Here is a 17,341-nt window from a genome sequence, read left to right on the forward strand (position 1 = left end):
TCCCCAGAGATAATCGTTACGCGGCCTCGTAGATCAGCACCGACAGCGGCGGCAGATCGACGAGCGCGGACTGGTCGTAGCCCTGGTACTCGTCGCCATCGGCGGTGACGATGGCGGGCGCCACCATGCCCGATCCGCCATAGATGCCTGCATCGCTGTTCAGCCTCTGCTCCCATTTCCCGTCGCGCGGCATGCCGATGCGCCAGCCGTGACGCGGCACCGGGGTGAAGTTGCAGACCACCACCACCGGCGCATCGCCCGGCGCGCCATAGCGGGCATAGGCCAGCACCGATTCCGCCGCGGCGCCGCCTTCGATCCAGCCAAACCCCTCGGCCTCCGCGTCGCGGCGATGCAGCGCCGGCAGGTCACGGTAGAGATGGTTCAGATCGCGCAGCAGCGACTGGATGCCGCGATGGCGCGGATCGTCCAGCAGATGCCAGTCCAGCGAGCCGTCATGATTCCATTCCCGCCGCTGCGCGAATTCGCAGCCCATGAACAGCAGCTTCTTGCCGGGATGGGTCCACATGAAGCCGTAATAGGCCCGCAGATTGGCGAATTTCTGCCAGTCATCGCCAGGCATCTTGCTGAGCATGGAGCCCTTGCCATGCACCACCTCGTCATGGCTGATCGGCAGGATGAAATTCTCGGAGAAGGCATAGACCAGCCCGAAGGTGAGCTGGTTGTGATGATGGCTGCGATGAACGGGCTCGTGCCGGATATATTCCAGCGTGTCGTTCATCCATCCCATGTTCCACTTGTAGCCAAAGCCCAACCCGCCCGCATCGACCGGGCGCGACACGCCGGGGAACGAGGTCGATTCCTCGGCCACCGTCATGATCCCGGAAACGGTGCCATAGGCGACGGTATTGACGCCTTGCAGGAACTCGATCGCCTCAAGATTTTCGCGCCCGCCAAGGATATTCGGCACCCATTCGCCGTCCTTGCGCGAATAGTCGCGATAGAGCATCGAGGCCACCGCATCGACGCGCAGCCCGTCGGCGTGAAACTCCTCCAGCCAGTAGAGCGCATTGGCAGTCAGGAAATTCGCCACCTCGCGGCGGCCGTAATTATAGATCAGCGTGTTCCAGTCCTGGTGGAACCCCTCGCGCGGATCGGCATGTTCATACAGCGCCGTGCCGTCGAACCGCGCCAGGCCATGCGCATCGGCCGGGAAATGTCCGGGCACCCAGTCAAGCAGGATGCCGATGCCCGCCGCATGCGCGGCCTCCACCAACTCGCGGAACTCGTCGGGGGTGCCGAACCGGATCGTCGGCGCATAAAGCCCGACCGGCTGATAGCCCCAGGAGCCGTCGAACGGGAATTCCGAGATCGGCAGAAGCTCCAGATGGGTGAAGCCCATCTCCACCGCGTAGCCGACCAGATCCCGCGCCAGTTCCAGATAGGAGAGCGGGCGGTTGCCGTCCTCGACGACGCGCTTCCAGCTTCCCAGATGCACCTCGTAGATCGAGATGGGCGCGCTGACCGATTGCGCCTCGGCGCGCCGCGCCATCCAGTCGCCGTCGCGCCAGTCATGCGCCCCGACCGCGCGCACCACCGAGGCCGTGGCCGGCGGATGCTCGGCCCCGAAACCGACCGGATCGGCCTTTTGCGGGACCGGCTCGCCATGCGCGCCGGTCAACGCGAATTTATAGGCGGTGCCGTCGCCGATATTCGGGATGAAGATCTCCCACACCCCGGTGGAGCCGCGCCGCCGCATGCCGTGGCGCCGCGCGTCCCAGCCGTTGAAATCGCCCAGCACCGCGACGCGCCGCGCATTCGGGGCCCAGACCGCGAAATGCGTGCCGCCGACGCCCTGATGGGTGATGACATGCGCGCCGAGCGCGCGCCAGAGCTGCTGATGCGTCCCCTCTCCGATCAGGTATTCGTCGATCTGGCCCAGCACCGGGCCGAAGCGGTAGGCATCCTCGTATTCCCATTCCTGCCCGCCGGACCGGCCGCGCAGCAGATAGGGAGCGGGGTCGGGCACGGTGCCGGAAAACAGCCCCGGCACGCCCGCCACCGGCGCCATCGGATAGCGTCCGTCGAGCGTGGCGATCGACATCTCCGCCGCGCCGTGATCGATGGCCAGCACCTGCCAGGCGTCGCCGCGCGGATGCGGGCCCAGCCAGGCGAACGGGTCGGGCTCGCGCCCCTCGGCAAGCGCCCGCGCGCGGTCCGGGCCGAGCTGCCGCTCCGCGTCCCGGCGCAGGCCATCGCTGTTATCCCGTGGCGCGTCCTGCGTCTTTCGCGGCGGGTTCATAACTGCCCTCCATCTGCCAAACTCGTTCCATGTAGTCACGCACCGAGCGGTCCGAGGAGAACCAGCCCATCCGCGCCGTGTTCAGCGCAGCCATCCGATTCCACTCCGCCCTGTCCCCGAATGAGGCATCTATTCTGCGCTGAGTCGACAGGTAATCCGCAAAGTCCGAGCAGACGAGATAGCTGTCCCAGTTGGTCAGAATGTCCACCAGCCGTCCGTATCGCGCGGGATCGCCTCCGAATGTGCCGGTGGCGATCAGGCTGATCGCGCGGGACAATTCGGGCGATCCGGCAATGGCCTTGCGGGCATGGTCGGGCAGGGCGCGACGGGCCTCGACCTGTTGCGTCGTCATCCCGAACAGGAAGAAATTCTCAGGGCCCACATGCTCGCGGATCTCGACATTGGCGCCGTCGAGCGTGCCGATGGTCAGCGCGCCGTTCATCGACAGCTTCATGTTGCCGGTGCCGGACGCCTCTTTCCCGGCGGTCGAAATCTGCTCGGACAGATCGGCGGCCGGGATCAGCCGCACCGCCATCGAGACATTGTAGTTCGGCGGATAGACCACCATCAGCCGGCCCTTCATGGCCGGGTCGCTGTTCACCACCTGCGCCACGTCGTTGATGAGATGGATGATCTCCTTGGCCACCGCATAGCCCGGCGCGGCCTTGCCGCCGAAGATCTTGACGCGCGGCTGCCACGCGGCCTCCGGGTTCTGCCGGATCGCATCCCAGAAGGCGATGGTTTCCAGGATGTTGAGAAGCTGGCGCTTATATTCGTGGATGCGCTTGATCTGCACGTCGAACAGCGCGTCGGGATCAGGCGTCAGTCCCATCGTCTTGCCCAGCCAGTTCGACAGCGCCACCTTGCTGGTCCGCTTGGCGGCCGCATAGCGGTCCAGCCAGCCCGGATCCGAGACATGCGGCTCCAGCCCGGCGAGCTGGTCCAGGTGATCGACCCAGCCGGTCCCGCCAAGCGTCTCGGTGATGAGACCCGACAAGGCCGGGTTGGCCGAATACAGCCAGCGGCGCGGCGTGACCCCGTTGGTGACATTCACGATCCGGTCGGGATGCAGCGCGTTCAGATCGTGAAAGACCGAGTCCTTCATCAGGTCGGTATGCAGCGCCGAGACGCCATTGACCTGCCCGGATTGCATGAAGGCCAGATTGCCCATCTGGATCTGGCCGTGATGGATCGCTGACAATTCCCACGGGCGCGACGGGTGGCGGCGCTTGTGGTGGTCGTCGATCCGCTCCACCAGGTCCATGTGGCGGGGCAGGACCTTGCGGAACAACCCCTCGGACCAGGATTCGAGCGCCTCGGGCAGAAGCGTGTGATTGGTGTAGTTCAACACCCGCACCGCCATGTCGGCCGCATCGTCGAAATCCTGCCCGAAATCGTCGATCAACACCCGCACCAGTTCGGCCCCGGAAATGGCGGGATGGGTGTCGTTCATCTGGATCGCCACGCGATCTGGCAGTCGCGCGACCGGCTCGCCGCCTTGCGCGAAGCGGCGCATGATGTCTCGCACCGAGGCGGCGGTGAAGAAATATTCCTGCTTCAGCCGCAATTCCTTGCCGGCCTCGGTCGAATCGTCGGGGTAGAGCACGCGGGTGATGGTGCGGGCGAGCGACTCGGCGGCCGCCGCACCCACATATTCGCCGCGATTGAACCGGGCCAGATCGAACTCCTGCACCGGCTTGCCCGACCACAGGCGCAGCGTGTTGGCCCAACGCCCCCGCCAGCCGATGATCGGGGTGTCATAAGCGGCGGCGATGACGCTTTCGGCGGGATGCCAGATCTTCTTCGGCCCGTCCCCCTCGACCCAGCCGCCGAAGCCGATCTCGTAGGCAGCTTCGGGGCGCTCGAACTCCCACGGGTTGCGGGATTTCAGCCAGCTCTCGGCGGTCTCGACCTGCCGCCCGTGGTCGAAGCGCTGCCGGAACAGCCCGTGCTCGTAGCGCAGGCCGTAGCCATAGGCGGGGCAGCCCACCGTCGCCATGGATTCCATGTAGCACGCTGCCAGACGACCCAGCCCGCCATTGCCGAGTGCGGCCTCCGGCTCGTCGTGGATCACCTCGTCATAATCGACCCCGAAGCCACGCAGCGCCTCGCGCGCGGCGTTGTCCAGACCAAGATTGACAACCGAATCCTCTAGCAGCCGCCCGATCAGGAACTCCATCGACAGGTAATGCACCCGCTTCAGCCGACCGCCATAGGTCGCGCGGGTCGAGGCGAACCACGGCTCCACAATGCGGTCGCGCACCGCCAGCGACAGCGCCATGCGCCAGTCCTGCACGCTGGCATGGGCCGCATCCTTGCCGATGGAATAGGTCAGGTGGTCGGAGATCGACCGACCCAGATCTTTCGGGCTGGTGCTTCGCGGCGCGACTGTCATCATTGCGTTCCGTGGCTCACAGATGTTAGCGGCAACATTAGGCCGCGTCCGCGGCGGGTTCAATGGTCTGATGTGCAGGTGAGGAGCGAATGATGACGGATGAATGGTGGCGCGGCTCGGTGACCTATCAGGTTTATCCGCGATCCTTCCAGGACAGCAACGGCGACGGAATCGGGGATCTGGCCGGGATCACGCAACGACTTCACCATGTTGCCGGATTGGGCGTTGATGCGGTGTGGCTGTCGCCGGTGTTCCGCTCGCCCATGGCGGATATGGGTTACGATGTTTCGGACTATACCGATATCGACCCGCTTTTCGGGTCGCTCGCGGATTTCGACGCGCTTGTCGCGCGTGCGCACGAATTGGGCCTGAAGGTGATCATCGACCAGGTGCTCAGCCATTCCTCGGATCAGCATCCGTTCTTCGTCGAGAGCCGCAAGGGCCGCGACAACCCGAAATCCGACTGGTATGTCTGGGCGGATGCCAGGCCCGACGGGACGCCGCCGAACAACTGGTCGTCGGTCTTTGGCGGGTCGGCCTGGGAATGGGACGGGCATCGCAAGCAGTACTACCTGCATAATTTTCTGACATCGCAGCCGGACTTCAACTTTCACAACACGGAGGTTCAGGACTGGCTGCTGGAGACGATGCGGTTCTGGCTGGAACGCGGCGTGGACGGGTTCCGGCTGGATACGGTGAATTTCTATTTCCACGACGCGAAGCTGCGCAACAACCCGGCCCGCAAGGGCGAGGCGCAGGTGAACCCCTACGAGATGCAGCTTCACAAATTCTCCAAGACGCGGCCGGAGAATCTGGACTTCCTGGCAAGGATGCGGTCGCTCACCGATGAATACGGCGCCGCCATGGTCGGCGAGGTCGGCGATTCGACCCGCGCCGTCGAGATCATGGCCGAATACACCGCGGGCGAGACGCGGCTGCATCAGGCTTACAGCTTCGACATGCTCGGCCCCGAGTTCAGCCCGCGTCATTTCCGCACGCGGATCGAGCGGTTCTTCCGCGATGCGCCCGATGGCTGGCCGTGCTGGGCCTTCTCCAACCATGACGTGATCCGGCATCTGACGCGGTGGGAGGAATACGGTGCCGATCAGGACGCCCTCGCAAAGCTCTGCGCGGCGATGCTGCTCTCCTTCCCCGGCTCGGTCTGTCTCTACCAGGGCGAGGAGCTGGGCCAGACCGAGACCGAGCTCGAATTCCACGAGCTGACCGACCCGCCGGGCATCCGCTTCTGGCCCGATTACAAGGGCCGCGACGGCTGCCGCACGCCGATGGTCTGGGACGGGAACGGCAATACATCGGGCGGGTTCTCCGAAGCCACGCCCTGGCTGCCGGTCAAGCCGCCGCAGCTTGCGCGCAATGTCTCGGCACAGGAGGAGAGCAGTTCGTCGGTGCTGCATTTCTATCGCCGGATTCTCGCGTTCCGCGCGGCCCAGCCGGCGCTGCGCGGGCGGGAGGTGGCGAAATTCTATCGCCGCCCGGACCCGGTCTTGATGTTTCAGCGCGGGGGTCTGATCTGCGTCTTCAACCTGGGGCCCGAGCCGGTGACGACGCGCCTGCCGCCCGGCGAGGCGCAGGCGCTGACCGGCCCGCATCAGGCGGCAGAACTGGCGAGGCGCGACCTCTCGCTTGGCCCGAACGGGTTCGCGTTTGTGCAGACCGGCGAATGAGGCGGCGCTGACGCATAGCGGCTCTTGTCAATAACTCGGCTTGTCAGCCTGCCGCTCAGCCCGCCGGTCGCGCCAGCGGCAGGCACGCGTCCGCCCGCCCCATGGCGGGCGCGTTCCGCGCCCACCCGGTCGGACGCTCACCGCTTAAGACAACCCTTCTCGTTCTTCACCGGTGTCTCGACAGATGCTTTGGCGGAGCGACGTCATCACCTGCAATCGATTGTCTCTCCCGGCTCATGAAAAAGGCGCGCGGAAAATCCGCGCGCCCGTCTTCGCCTGTCAGCCCGATCAGAAGGATTTCGACAGACCCAGCGTCACGGTGCGGCCCGGCGCATAGGCCGGCTCGATCAGGCTCGAGCCGCGCACGCGCTGCACATAGCTGGACCGCTCGTAATAGGTCTCGTCGAACAGGTTATCGACGCCGAGCCGCAGCTTGGTGCCCTCCATCTGCGCCGGGGTCCATTCGGCATAGGCGTTCACCACCGTGTAGCTGTCGTGATCGGCAAACCCCGCCTGCGTCATCTCGTCATCGGACAGCGTGCCGGCCCATTCCACGGTCGCCCCGACCATGAGGTTGTATTGCGGCAATTCCTGATCGACATAGAGCGTCGCCAGATCGCCGACCGGCATGAAGCTGCCGCCCCCGGGCAGGACGACATCGCCATCCATGGTGACATCGGCCTTGGTGTAGGTCGCCCCGATCCGGCCGGTGTTCCAGTCATAGCTGGCGTTCAGCGTCACGCCCTTGCTGCGGCCCTCATCGGCATTCGTCAACAGCCCGGCCTGGGTGTCATACTCCGCCAGACCGTCCAGCCTGGTGTCGAAGAAGGTGATCCCGCCGCGCCAGTTCAGCCCGCTGGCGTTCAGGCCCAGCTTGTAATTTTCGGCTGTTGCGGGCTGGTAATCGGGGTCGGTTGCGAAGGCCGCGTCGCGGGCGTGGAGCAGGCCGTATTCGCCCACGTCGAAGCCCAGCCAGGTGCGCGAGGCGCCGGCGAAGACCTCGAACATGTCGTTGACGCGATAGGACAGGGTCGCGTTGGCGCTCGCGCCGGTGTCGGTGAAGCGCTGGCTGTTCCAGTCGGTCAGGCGGTGACGGTCGAGCCGCATCCCGGTTGACAAATCGAAGCCGTTGGCGAACTCGAAGCGGCCCTGCGCGAAGGCACCGATTTGCAGCGTCGAGAAATTGCGGATACGCGGCTGCGCGGTCGAATGATCGCCGTAATTGTCGATGGCATAGTCGCTGTCGGAGAAGTCGATCCCGGTGGTGATGCTGCCCTGCGCGACGGTGAAGCGGTTCTGGATGACGCCGCCGAATTGATCGCGGTCCAGCACCATGTCTCCGTTGATCCGCCCATCGCCCCCTGCGAGATCGCCGAGCGAGTAATTCGGCCGCCAATACTCGGTGGAGCCGAGATAGAGCTTGGCCTCGGGATCCCAGAGATCGGTGGGATTGGTCGCCGTGTAGGTCAGGCTGAGCGTCTCGTTGTCGATGTCGAGCGGGTAGGTATTGCGGTCCACGGCGCGGGCGGGATCGGTCGAATACAGGTCCATGTTCATCTTGATGACCCGGTCGGCATCGTCCTGCGACCGCTCATAGGCCAGTTCGATCCGGCCGCCCTCGGCCTCGAAGCCCAGCTTGACGAGCGCACCCTGCGCGGCGGGGCTGGTGCCGTCCATGGTCAGCCCGTTCCCGGCCTCGTAATCGTCGCCGTCCTGGCCGTGGATCATCGCGAACCAGTCGAAGCCGCCCTGCGCGCCATAGCCTGCCAGGCTGGCCGAGACGCCGCGGCCATTGCTGCCCCAGGACAGCGCCGCACGTCCGCCGGTGCTGCGCCCGTCCTCCAGCAGATCCCGCGCGCCGAGGGTTTCATAGCGCACCGCGCCCGCCGCGGCGGCGAAGCCGGCATCGGCGGCGGCGGCCCCGGCCTCGACCTCGACGCGGCGGATGAAGGCCGGGTCGATCACGTTGGAGCCGGTATGGTGCCAGCTTTGCGGCCCCTGCGGCACGCCGTCCACGGTCACGGCCAGCTTCGACTGCTCGATCCCGAAGACATGGATGCGCTTGGACGGGCCGGCCCCGCCCGAGGCGGTGACGGCGGATTCGCGGGCGAAAAGTTCCGAGACATCGGCAGGTTGCAGGATCTCCACATCCTCCGCCGTGACCACGGCGCCGCCGGTGGATTCGATGTTCTCGGCCCCGTCCGCGACCAGGGTGATGGTGTTCAGCACGATCGGCGCGGCGGTTTGCGCCCAGCCGGTGCCGAGCAGCGCCAGGGTCGAGACCCCGGCCAGGGGGAGCAGTCTTGTCATCAACATGTCAGACCTCATTCATGGGGTGGTGATGGAGGGCTGCGTAGCTGGGGATAGTTGGCTGCGTTACCTGATTATTTTGGTCGGTTATCGGATGTGGCGGGGGTCAGCAATTGCTATGCGTGGCCTGATGGCGGGGCGATGCAAATCTGCCACAGGCGGCGAAACGGCCCGTCACGGGGCGGACACCGCGCGTACACAGCGCGTACACCGAATGTGCACCGCCGCCGCCTCCGGCGCGGCCGACAATCGCGGCGCAGCCCGGCGATGCGGCGCGAGTTTGCAAATCCGGGCGACGACCGGGGCGGGTGACCACACCGGATGGTCGCTGCGCCGCGTCGATGACGGGCAGGGCGGATCGGGGACAGGGTGCCCCGATCCTTTCCGCCCGGCTGGCGGGCGTGATCCGGTTCGGGGTGCGGCGCTTACGCCGCCAGTTCGCGCATGACCGAGATCAGGTCGGACTTCCCCTCGAACCCGATGCCGGGCAGTTCGGGCATGGTGATATGGCCGTCCTGCACCTCCACCCCGTCGGGGAAGCCGCCATAGGGCTGGAACAGGTCGGGATAGCTTTCATTGCCGCCCAGACCCAGACCGGCGGCGATGTTCAGCGACATCTGGTGGCCGCCATGCGGGATGCAGCGGCGGCGCGACCAGCCGAGCTGGTCCAGCACCTCCAGCGTGCGCAGATATTCGACCAGCCCGTAGGACAGGGCGCAGTCGAATTGCAGCCAGTCGCGATTCGGGCGCATCCCGCCATAGCGCAGCAGGTTGCGGGCGTCCTGATGCGAGAACAGGTTTTCGCCCGTCGCCATCGGGCCGGGATAGAACTCGGCCATCGCGGCCTGCAACTGGTAATCCAGCGGATCGCCGATCTCCTCATACCAGAACAGCGGATAGCCGCGCAGCATCTTGGCATAGGCGATGGCGGTTTCCAGATCGAAGCGGCCATTGGCATCGACGGCCAGTTGCGCCTCGGTGCCGATCTCGTCCAGCACCGCCTCGATGCGGCGCTGATCCTCTTCCAGTGGCGCGCCGCCGATCTTCATCTTCACCACGTTATAGCCGCGGTCGAGATAGGAGCGCATTTCGCGGCGCAGCGCCCCGTCATCCTTGCCGGGATAGTAATACCCGCCCGCTGCGTAGACGAAGACGCGGGGATCGGCCTCCACCCCCTGCCGCTGGGCCAGCAGGCGGAACAGCGGCTGATCCGCGATCTTCGCGATGGCGTCCCAGACCGCCATGTCGATCGTGCCGACCGCGACCGAGCGTTCGCCATGCCCGCCGGGTTTTTCATTCTGCATCATCGCCGCCCAGATCCTGTGGGCGTCGAGATTGCTGCCATCCTCGTTCAGCAGGCTATCGGGATCGGCCTGAAGGATGCGGTCGCGGAAGCGTTCGCGGATCAGCCCGCCCTGGCCGTAGCGGCCGTTTGAGTTGAAGCCGTAGCCGATCACCGGGCGCCCGTCGCGGGTCTGGTCGGTGACGACGGCGACGAGGCTGGCGGTCATTTTCGAGAAGTCGATATAGGCGTTGCGGATGGGCGAGGCGATGGGCTTGGTCACTTCGCGGATGTCGATGATGCGCATGGGTGCGGTCCTTTCTGCGGGGCGCGGCGGATCTGGCGCGACGATAGGCTGCGCGCCCGCGGGTCAGTTCACGGGGTTCCGTCTCTCTCCTCCGACGGCGGCGCGCCTGTCGCGGAGGTCGCGACCGTCTTCCGGCAGCGCCGGATCCATCGCCGCGGGTTCTGGGCTATGCTTAATCTGCGTGGGCGCGGGGCGCAATCAGGGGCACAGCTCCGCCTCGCTGAGCTGGAGGGGACGGGCCGCGTTCTGCACCCGGAGCCTGTCTGCCAGGAGATCGACGAAGACCCGGACCTTGGCAGTGAGATGGTGGCGTTCGGGATAGATGGCGGTGATGTTCGCGGTCTGGAAATGGCCCGGCAGCACTACGCGCAGACGGCCCGCGCGGACATGATGGGCGATGTCCCATTCCGAGCGCAGCATGATGCCGCGCCCGCCCAGCATCCATTCGCGCGCGATCTCTCCGTCATTGGTGCTGAGCGGGCCGCTGACCCGCGCCGAGGGGGCGATCTGGCGGTGGTCGTCGAATCGCCAGATGTCGTAGATGTCGTGTTCCTGGCGCAGCACGATACAGTCATGCCGCGCCAGCTCCTCCAGCGATTGCGGGGTGCCGTGACGGTCCAGATAGTCGGGCGCGGCGCACATGAATCTGCGGTTTCTCTGCAACAGGCGCTGGATCATGTTGCTGGAAGGCGGGTTGCCGAAGCGGATGCTGAGATCGAATCCCTGCTCGATCAGGTTGAGCGGCGCGTCGCTGACCACGAGCTGCACCTGAACGCCGGGATGGGCTTCGCAGAATGCCGAGACGGTGGGGGCGATATAGCCGCGGCTGAAGCCGAACGTGGCGTTGATCCGCAGCAGCCCGGTGGGGTTTTCGCGGCCGGCGCGCAGGCTGCCTTCCAGCTCCTCGATCTCGCCCAGAAGCCTGATCGCCTTGTCGAAATACGCCTCGCCCTCGCCGGTCAGGCTGACCCGGCGGGTGGTGCGGTTGAGCAGGCGCACGCCCAGCCGTTCCTCCAGCCGTGCCAGCCGGCGGCTGACCGCGGAGGCGGTGACGCCGATGTCGCGCGCGGTGTCCACGAAGCTGCCGCGCCGGGCCAGGCGGACGAAGAAGTCGAGATCGCTTTCGCTCATTGATGAATGCAACGCAATAATGATGTTCCGGTTCTGAAATTACGGAGATCGCGGAAATAGTCTAGCCTGCGATTATCTGTCGCCGGGCCGATGGACATTTGCCGGCAGCCCCAACAGGCTGCGCTTGGTCCGGGGGGAGGATGCCGGATCGGCCGCCCTGCGCGGCCGGGCGGGCCCGGCGCCTGCCGGCGCGGGGAGAGCGCCGGGCGAACCAATGAGGAGGAGGACAGCATGAAAGCTGCATTCGTGACGATCACGGCCGGTCTGATGGCCGCCCTGCCGCTGGCGGCGCAATCGGTGGAGGAGTTCCCGACCAAGCCGATGACCTATATCATCCCGTTCAACGCGGGCGGGGAATCCGATGTCTCGGCCCGGTTCCAGCAATCGGAATGGGAAAACGTCACCGGCCAGCAGGTGGTGATCCAGTATCAGCCCGGCGCGGGGGGCGCGCAGGCCTGGTCGCAACTCAACTCCATCGCCGGCGACGGCTATACCGTCATGGGCATCAACCTGCCGCATACGGTGCTGCAACCGCTGGCCGGGTCGGTGGGCTACGCGACCGAGGATCTGACCCCGGTGCATTATTTCCACTATACCCCCGACGCGATCTTCGTGCGCCAGGACAGCGAGTTCGAGACGCTGGAACAGCTTGTCGAATACGCCAAGGAAAATCCGGGCATGGTGACGCTGGCCGGGTCGGGGTCGAACTCGTCGAACGAGCTGGCCAATACCGTGTTCAACCAGGAAGCCGGGGTGACGACCACCTATGTTCCGTTCTCGGGCACCGGGCCGTCGATCACGGCGGTTTTGGGCGGGCAGACCACGGGCGGGTTCAACTATGCCACCTCGGGCATCGCGCAGGGCGACGAGCTGCGGATGCTGGCCGTGGCCGCCGAGGAGCGGATGCCGGCCTTCCCCGATGTGCCGACCTTCACCGAGTTGGGCTACGACATTGTCGGCGGCGCCTATCGCGGCGTGGCGGTGCCCGATTCGACGCCCGAGGAGCTGCGCCAGCGGATCTCCGACATCGTGTCTGAGATCAACGCCCAGCCCGCATTCATCGAGAAGATGGAGGCCGGCGGCTTCGTGCTGGCCGATATCGGCTATGACGAGATGGACGAGTTCGTCGCCGGGAAGGTGGAGGAATACACCGCCGGTGCGCAGGCGCTCGGCATCATCGAGTGAGCGCGATCCTGTAACGCAACGCGAAGGGGGCGGAGATGGAGATCCTGGGCTATCTCATGGACGCGCTGACGCCGTTCAACCTGCTGCTGGCGCTTGTCGGCGTCGTGCTGGGCACGGTGATCGGGGCGCTGCCCGGATTGTCAGCGACAATGGCGGTGGCCGTCCTTGTCCCCTTCACCTTCACCATGGACCCGGCCGCCGGGCTGATCGCGCTTGGCGCGATCTATACCGGGGCGATCTATGGCGGCGCTTACGCGGCCATTCTGGTCAACACGCCCGGCACGCCATCGGCCATCGCCACCACGTTTGACGGGTTCCCGATGGCCAAGCGCGGCGATGGCGGGCTGGCGATTTCGCTGGCCACCATCGCCTCGGTCGTGGGCGGGATCGTCGGCGCGGTGGCGCTGCTGTTGCTGGCGCCGCCGCTGGCCAAGGTGGCTTTGGCCTTCGGGCCGACGGAGTATTTCTGGCTGGCCATGTTCGGGCTGACGCTGATCGCGGCGCTGTCGGTGGGCAACACCGTCAAGGGGCTGATCGGGGCGTGTATCGGGCTGTTTTTGTCGATGATCGGCGTGGCCGTGGTCGGCGGCGATGTGCGCTACACGATGGGGATGCAGCGTTTTCTGGCCGGGATCGACCTGACCTCGGCCATCATCGGGCTTTACTGCGTGCCGGTCATCCTCGATCTGGTTGCCACGCGAGATCCGCATCTGAAACCGTCTGAGACCGGCGGGCTGCGCCTGTCCGAGGGGCTGCGCCTGTCGCTGGCGCGGAAATTCAACGTCATCCGCTCCTCGATCATCGGCACGGTGATCGGGATCCTGCCCGGCGCGGGCGGTTCCATCGCCGGGCTGGTCTCCTATTCCGAGGCGCGGCGCAGTTCCGACACGCCCGACAGCTTCGGCAAGGGCAATCCCGACGGCATCATCGCCACCGAGGCCGCGAACAACGCCACGGTGGGCGGCGGGTTCATTCCGACGCTGGTGCTGGGCATTCCCGGCACGCCGCCCGATGCGATTATTCTGGGCGCGCTCTTGGTGCAGGGGATCAAGATCGGCCCGACGCTGTTCACCACCGACGGCAATATCGTTTACACGTTCATCTGGGGGCTGCTGATCGCGACGCTGCTGATGCTGCCGGTGGGTCTGCTGATCGGGCGCTATGCCTATGGCTCGATCATCAAGGTGCCGAAGGCGGTGCTGGCCCCGACCGTGGCGCTGCTGACCATCATCGGATCCTTCGCCATCCATTCCAACCCCGAGGACGCGCAGCTCATGGTCGGGCTGGGCATCATGGCGTGGTTCCTGAACCGCTATGGCTTCCAGCCGTCGCCCATCGTGCTGGGGCTGGTGCTGGGCGCGATTGCCGAGCAGGGTTTCGTGCAGACATGGCTGATCGGGTCGTCGTCGGGCCGGTTGCCGGAGATGTTCTTCAACCGCCCGATCAGCATCGGCATCATCTGTGCCGCGCTGCTGACCGTGGCCTTCCCGATCTGGGCCGACTGGAAGGCGAAGCGGCGCGCGCAGCTTGCGCGGACGCCTGACCCCGAATCCGATGCCGGGACCGATATTCCGCCCGAGACGAAGATGCGGGATTATCCGGGCATGATGCTGGCCGGGCTGTTCATCCTGCTGGGAGTGGTGGTCTATCTGGGCGGCAATGCCATGTCGCCCCTGGGCGCGGTGTTCCCGAAAACCATCGCGGTGTCGCTGATCGCCTTCTCGGCGCTGCTGATCGCGATGAATCTGCGCCGGCCGGATGGCGGGTTCGACCGCAGCGTGCGCTTCGATGAGGGCGCGTGGCGGCGGCTGGCGCTGGGTGTGGTGATGCTGGCCTGGGTGATGCTGCTGCCCGAGATCGGGTTTCTTGTCACCAGCCTGGCCGCTTTCGTGGCGATCATGGTGATCGCCGATTACGACCGGCCGCCGCTGCGCACCTGGCTGATCTGGATCGCCGCCGGGGTGATGATCTGCGTGGGGTTCTGGTGGCTGATGGCCAATGTGCTGCTGCTGCGGATGCCCGCGGGGCTGCTGTTCTGAAACGGAGAAAGCTATGAGCAAGAAACTGCACAGGATCGCCGCCATTGGCGGGGACGGAATCGGTGTGGAAGTCGTCGATGCCTGCCTGGAGGCGCTGGAGGTGCTGGCCGAGCGCGATGGCGGCTTCGCCTTCGAGGTCGAGAATTTCGACTGGAGCACGGCGCGCTACAAAGAAACCGGCGCCTTCATGCCCGAGGACGGGGCGGATCAGCTGCGCGGCTTCGATGCGATCCTGTTCGGCGCGGTGGGCGCCCCCGATGTGCCCGACCATCTGACGCTGTGGGGGCTGCGGCTGGCGATCTGTCAGCCGCTGGATCAATACGCCAATGTCCGCCCGACGCGGATGCTGCCCGGCATCCAGAGCCCGCTGCGCGGCGTAGACCGGGACGAGCTGGACTGGGTGATCGTGCGCGAAAACTCCGAGGGCGAATATGCCGGGCAGGGCGGCCGCTCCCATCCCGGACTGCCGCTGGAGGTGGCGACGGATGTGTCGATCTTCACCCGCGCCGGGATCGAGCGGATCATGCGCTTCGCCTTCGGCCTGGCGCAGTCGCGGCCGCGCAAGCTGCTGACTGTGGTGACGAAATCTAACGCGCAGCGGCACGGCATGGTGCTGTGGGACGAGATCGCGGCGGAGGTTGCGCAGGAATTCCCGGACGTGACCTGGGACAAGATGCTGGTCGATGCGATGACGGTGCGGATGGTGATGAACCCGCAATCGCTCGACACGATCGTGGCGACGAACCTGCATGCCGATATCCTGTCGGATCTGGCCGCGGCGCTGTCCGGCTCGATCGGGGTGGCGCCGACCGCGAATTTGAACCCGGAGCGCGACACGCCGTCCATGTTCGAGCCGATCCACGGCTCGGCCTTCGACATCACCGGCAAGGGTGTGGCCAATCCGGTCGCGACCTTCTGGACCGCCGCGATGATGCTGGAGCATCTGGGCGAGCAGGCGGCGTCGGACCGGCTGATACAGGCGGTGGAGACGGTGACGGCGAACCCGGATCTGCACACGCCGGATCTGGGCGGGCAGGCGAGCACGCGCCAGGTCACCGATGCGGTGATCGAGGCCATTCGCGGCCGCAACGATTGAAGGGGGGCGCAGATGGCCAGCAACCACATGAAGATCGCCGTCATCGCCGGGGACGGCATCGGCAAGGAGGTCGTGCCCGAGGGGATCCGCGTGCTGGAGGCCGCGGCGAAGCGTCACCAGCTCGATCTGCGCTTCGACGGGTTCGACTTCTCCTCCTGCGATTATTACGCGAAACACGGCCAGATGATGCCCGATGACTGGAAGGCGCAGATCGAGGGCCATGACGCGATCTTCTTCGGCGCGGTGGGCTGGCCGGAGACGGTGCCCGATCACATCTCGCTCTGGGGCTCGCTGTTGCAGTTCCGCCGCCAGTTCGACCAGTATATCAGCCTGCGCCCGGCGCGGCTGATGCCGGGCGTGCCGTCGCCGCTTTCCGGCCGGGCGCCGGGCGATATCGACATGTGGATCGTGCGCGAGAACACCGAGGGCGAATATTCCTCCATCGGCGGCAAGATGTATGAGGGCACCGAGCGCGAGATCGTGATGCAGGAAACCGTGATGAGCCGGCACGGCGTGGACCGGGTGCTGCGCTATGCGTTCGAGCTGGCGCAGACCCGGCCGCGCAAGCGGCTGACCTCGGCCACCAAGTCGAACGGGATTTCCATCACCATGCCCTATTGGGACGAGCGGGTGGAGGAGATGGCGGCATCCTATCCCGAGATCGCGGTGGACAAGTATCACATCGACATTCTGACCGCGCATTTCGTGCTGAACCCGGACCGGTTCGACGTGGTCGTCGCCTCGAACCTGTTCGGGGATATCCTGTCGGATCTGGGGCCGGCCTGCACCGGCACGATCGGCATCGCGCCATCGGGCAATATCAACCCCGAGGGCGCGTTCCCGTCTCTGTTCGAGCCGGTGCATGGCTCGGCCCCGGATATTGCCGGGCAGGGCATCGCCAACCCGGTCGGGCAGATCTGGGCGGGCGCGATGATGCTGGAGCATCTGGGACATGGGCAGGCGGCGGCCGATATCGTCGCGGCCATCGAGACGGTGCTGGCCGAGCCTGCGCTGCGCACCCGCGATCTGGGCGGAACCGCCGACACGGAGAGCTGCGGCAAGGCGATTGCCGATGCGCTGAGCTGAATTGCGGCGCGGCGGGCGGCTCTCGGATCGCGGTGTCGCCCGCCGCGCGTGTCAGTCGCCAGCGCCGTATTCCGCATCGGTGACATGGTCGAGCCATGTCACCACCTCGCCATTTTCGTCGGCCTCGGCAATGGCGATATGGGTCATGGCGCAATCTGGCGCAGCACCATGCCAATGCGTTTCGCCGGGCGGAAACCAGATGATGTCGCCGGGGCGGATCGTCTCGATGGCGCCGCCCTTCTGCTGTGCGCGCCCCTCTCCGGCGGTGACGATCAGGGTCTGACCCAGCGGATGGGTGTGCCAGGCGGTGCGCGCGCCCGGCTCGAATGTCACCGTCGCGCCGGAGAGCCGCGCGGGCGCTTCGGTCGAGAACGGCGCGTCGAGACGCACGCGGCCGGTGAAATATTCGGCCGGGCCGGATTTCGACGCGGTGGCGGCGTTTCGGGTGATCCTCATCAGACAACTCCCTGTGCTGGCCCGGCGCGGTGTGGGGGCGCGGCGGGTGTTGGCAGGCTTGCCACCCGCAGGCTGGCGCTGCGGGCGGCGAAGGTCAATGCGGTGCGGT

The 17,341-nt window shown here is 66.1% G+C and carries 11 protein-coding genes; 5 read left to right on the top strand and 6 right to left on the bottom strand.

The features are described 5' to 3' along the window. Positions 1-16: 16 nt before the first annotated feature. The gene (glgB, locus tag BLT73_RS04360; RefSeq protein ID WP_090521259.1) at positions 17-2,260 is read right to left on the bottom strand and encodes a 1,4-alpha-glucan branching protein GlgB; all 2,244 of its coding nucleotides are present in this window, start codon (positions 2,258-2,260) and stop codon (positions 17-19) included. Further along, the gene (locus BLT73_RS04365) at positions 2,220-4,655 is read right to left on the bottom strand and encodes a glycogen/starch/alpha-glucan phosphorylase (protein ID WP_090521868.1); all 2,436 of its coding nucleotides are present in this window, start codon (positions 4,653-4,655) and stop codon (positions 2,220-2,222) included. The genes glgB and BLT73_RS04365 overlap by 41 nt, the downstream gene beginning before the upstream one ends. Before the next feature lie 92 nt (positions 4,656-4,747). Between BLT73_RS04365 and BLT73_RS04370 the strand changes: the two genes are divergently transcribed. After that, entirely contained in the window at positions 4,748-6,340 is a 1,593-nt protein-coding gene (locus tag BLT73_RS04370; protein WP_090521870.1) for an alpha-amylase family glycosyl hydrolase, read from the top strand. Between the two features lie 288 nt (positions 6,341-6,628). Here BLT73_RS04370 and BLT73_RS04375 read toward each other — a convergent pair whose 3' ends face one another. The 3 genes from BLT73_RS04375 to BLT73_RS04385 all read right to left on the bottom strand — a co-directional run bounded on the left by BLT73_RS04375 (position 6,629) and on the right by BLT73_RS04385 (position 11,370). Continuing rightward, the gene (locus tag BLT73_RS04375) at positions 6,629-8,650 is read right to left on the bottom strand and encodes a TonB-dependent receptor (RefSeq protein ID WP_245727067.1); all 2,022 of its coding nucleotides are present in this window, start codon (positions 8,648-8,650) and stop codon (positions 6,629-6,631) included. A gap of 425 nt (positions 8,651-9,075) precedes the next feature. Beyond that, on the bottom strand, positions 9,076-10,239 hold the full coding sequence (locus BLT73_RS04380; RefSeq protein WP_090521263.1) for a mandelate racemase/muconate lactonizing enzyme family protein: 1,164 nt from the start codon (positions 10,237-10,239) through the stop codon (positions 9,076-9,078). Between the two features lie 198 nt (positions 10,240-10,437). Then, a complete protein-coding gene (locus tag BLT73_RS04385; protein ID WP_090521264.1) occupies positions 10,438-11,370 on the bottom strand; it encodes a LysR family transcriptional regulator in 933 nt (310 codons plus the stop codon). Between the two features lie 231 nt (positions 11,371-11,601). Between BLT73_RS04385 and BLT73_RS04390 the strand changes: the two genes are divergently transcribed. Genes BLT73_RS04390 through BLT73_RS04405 form a run of 4 tightly spaced genes read left to right on the top strand, consistent with a single transcriptional unit; the run spans position 11,602 to position 16,776 of the window. Next, on the top strand, positions 11,602-12,555 hold the full coding sequence (locus BLT73_RS04390) for a tripartite tricarboxylate transporter substrate binding protein (RefSeq protein WP_090521266.1): 954 nt from the start codon (positions 11,602-11,604) through the stop codon (positions 12,553-12,555). Positions 12,556-12,590: 35 nt separating this feature from the next. Beyond that, entirely contained in the window at positions 12,591-14,594 is a 2,004-nt protein-coding gene (locus tag BLT73_RS04395; RefSeq protein ID WP_090521267.1) for a tripartite tricarboxylate transporter permease, read from the top strand. Positions 14,595-14,607: 13 nt separating this feature from the next. Further along, on the top strand, positions 14,608-15,690 hold the full coding sequence (locus BLT73_RS04400) for a tartrate dehydrogenase (RefSeq protein ID WP_090521269.1): 1,083 nt from the start codon (positions 14,608-14,610) through the stop codon (positions 15,688-15,690). A gap of 12 nt (positions 15,691-15,702) precedes the next feature. Beyond that, positions 15,703-16,776 (top strand): tartrate dehydrogenase, encoded by a 1,074-nt coding sequence (locus BLT73_RS04405; RefSeq protein WP_090521271.1) that lies wholly within the window; start codon positions 15,703-15,705, stop codon positions 16,774-16,776. Between the two features lie 51 nt (positions 16,777-16,827). Here the strand turns inward: BLT73_RS04405 and BLT73_RS04410 are convergent, their stop codons facing one another. Further along, the gene (locus BLT73_RS04410) at positions 16,828-17,232 is read right to left on the bottom strand and encodes a (R)-mandelonitrile lyase (RefSeq protein ID WP_090521272.1); all 405 of its coding nucleotides are present in this window, start codon (positions 17,230-17,232) and stop codon (positions 16,828-16,830) included. Positions 17,233-17,341: the final 109 nt, after the last annotated feature.

Origin of the sequence: Paracoccus isoporae, assembly GCF_900101865.1 — a bacterium.
In the GTDB taxonomy this organism is placed as follows: Bacteria; Pseudomonadota; Alphaproteobacteria; order Rhodobacterales; family Rhodobacteraceae; genus Paracoccus; species Paracoccus isoporae.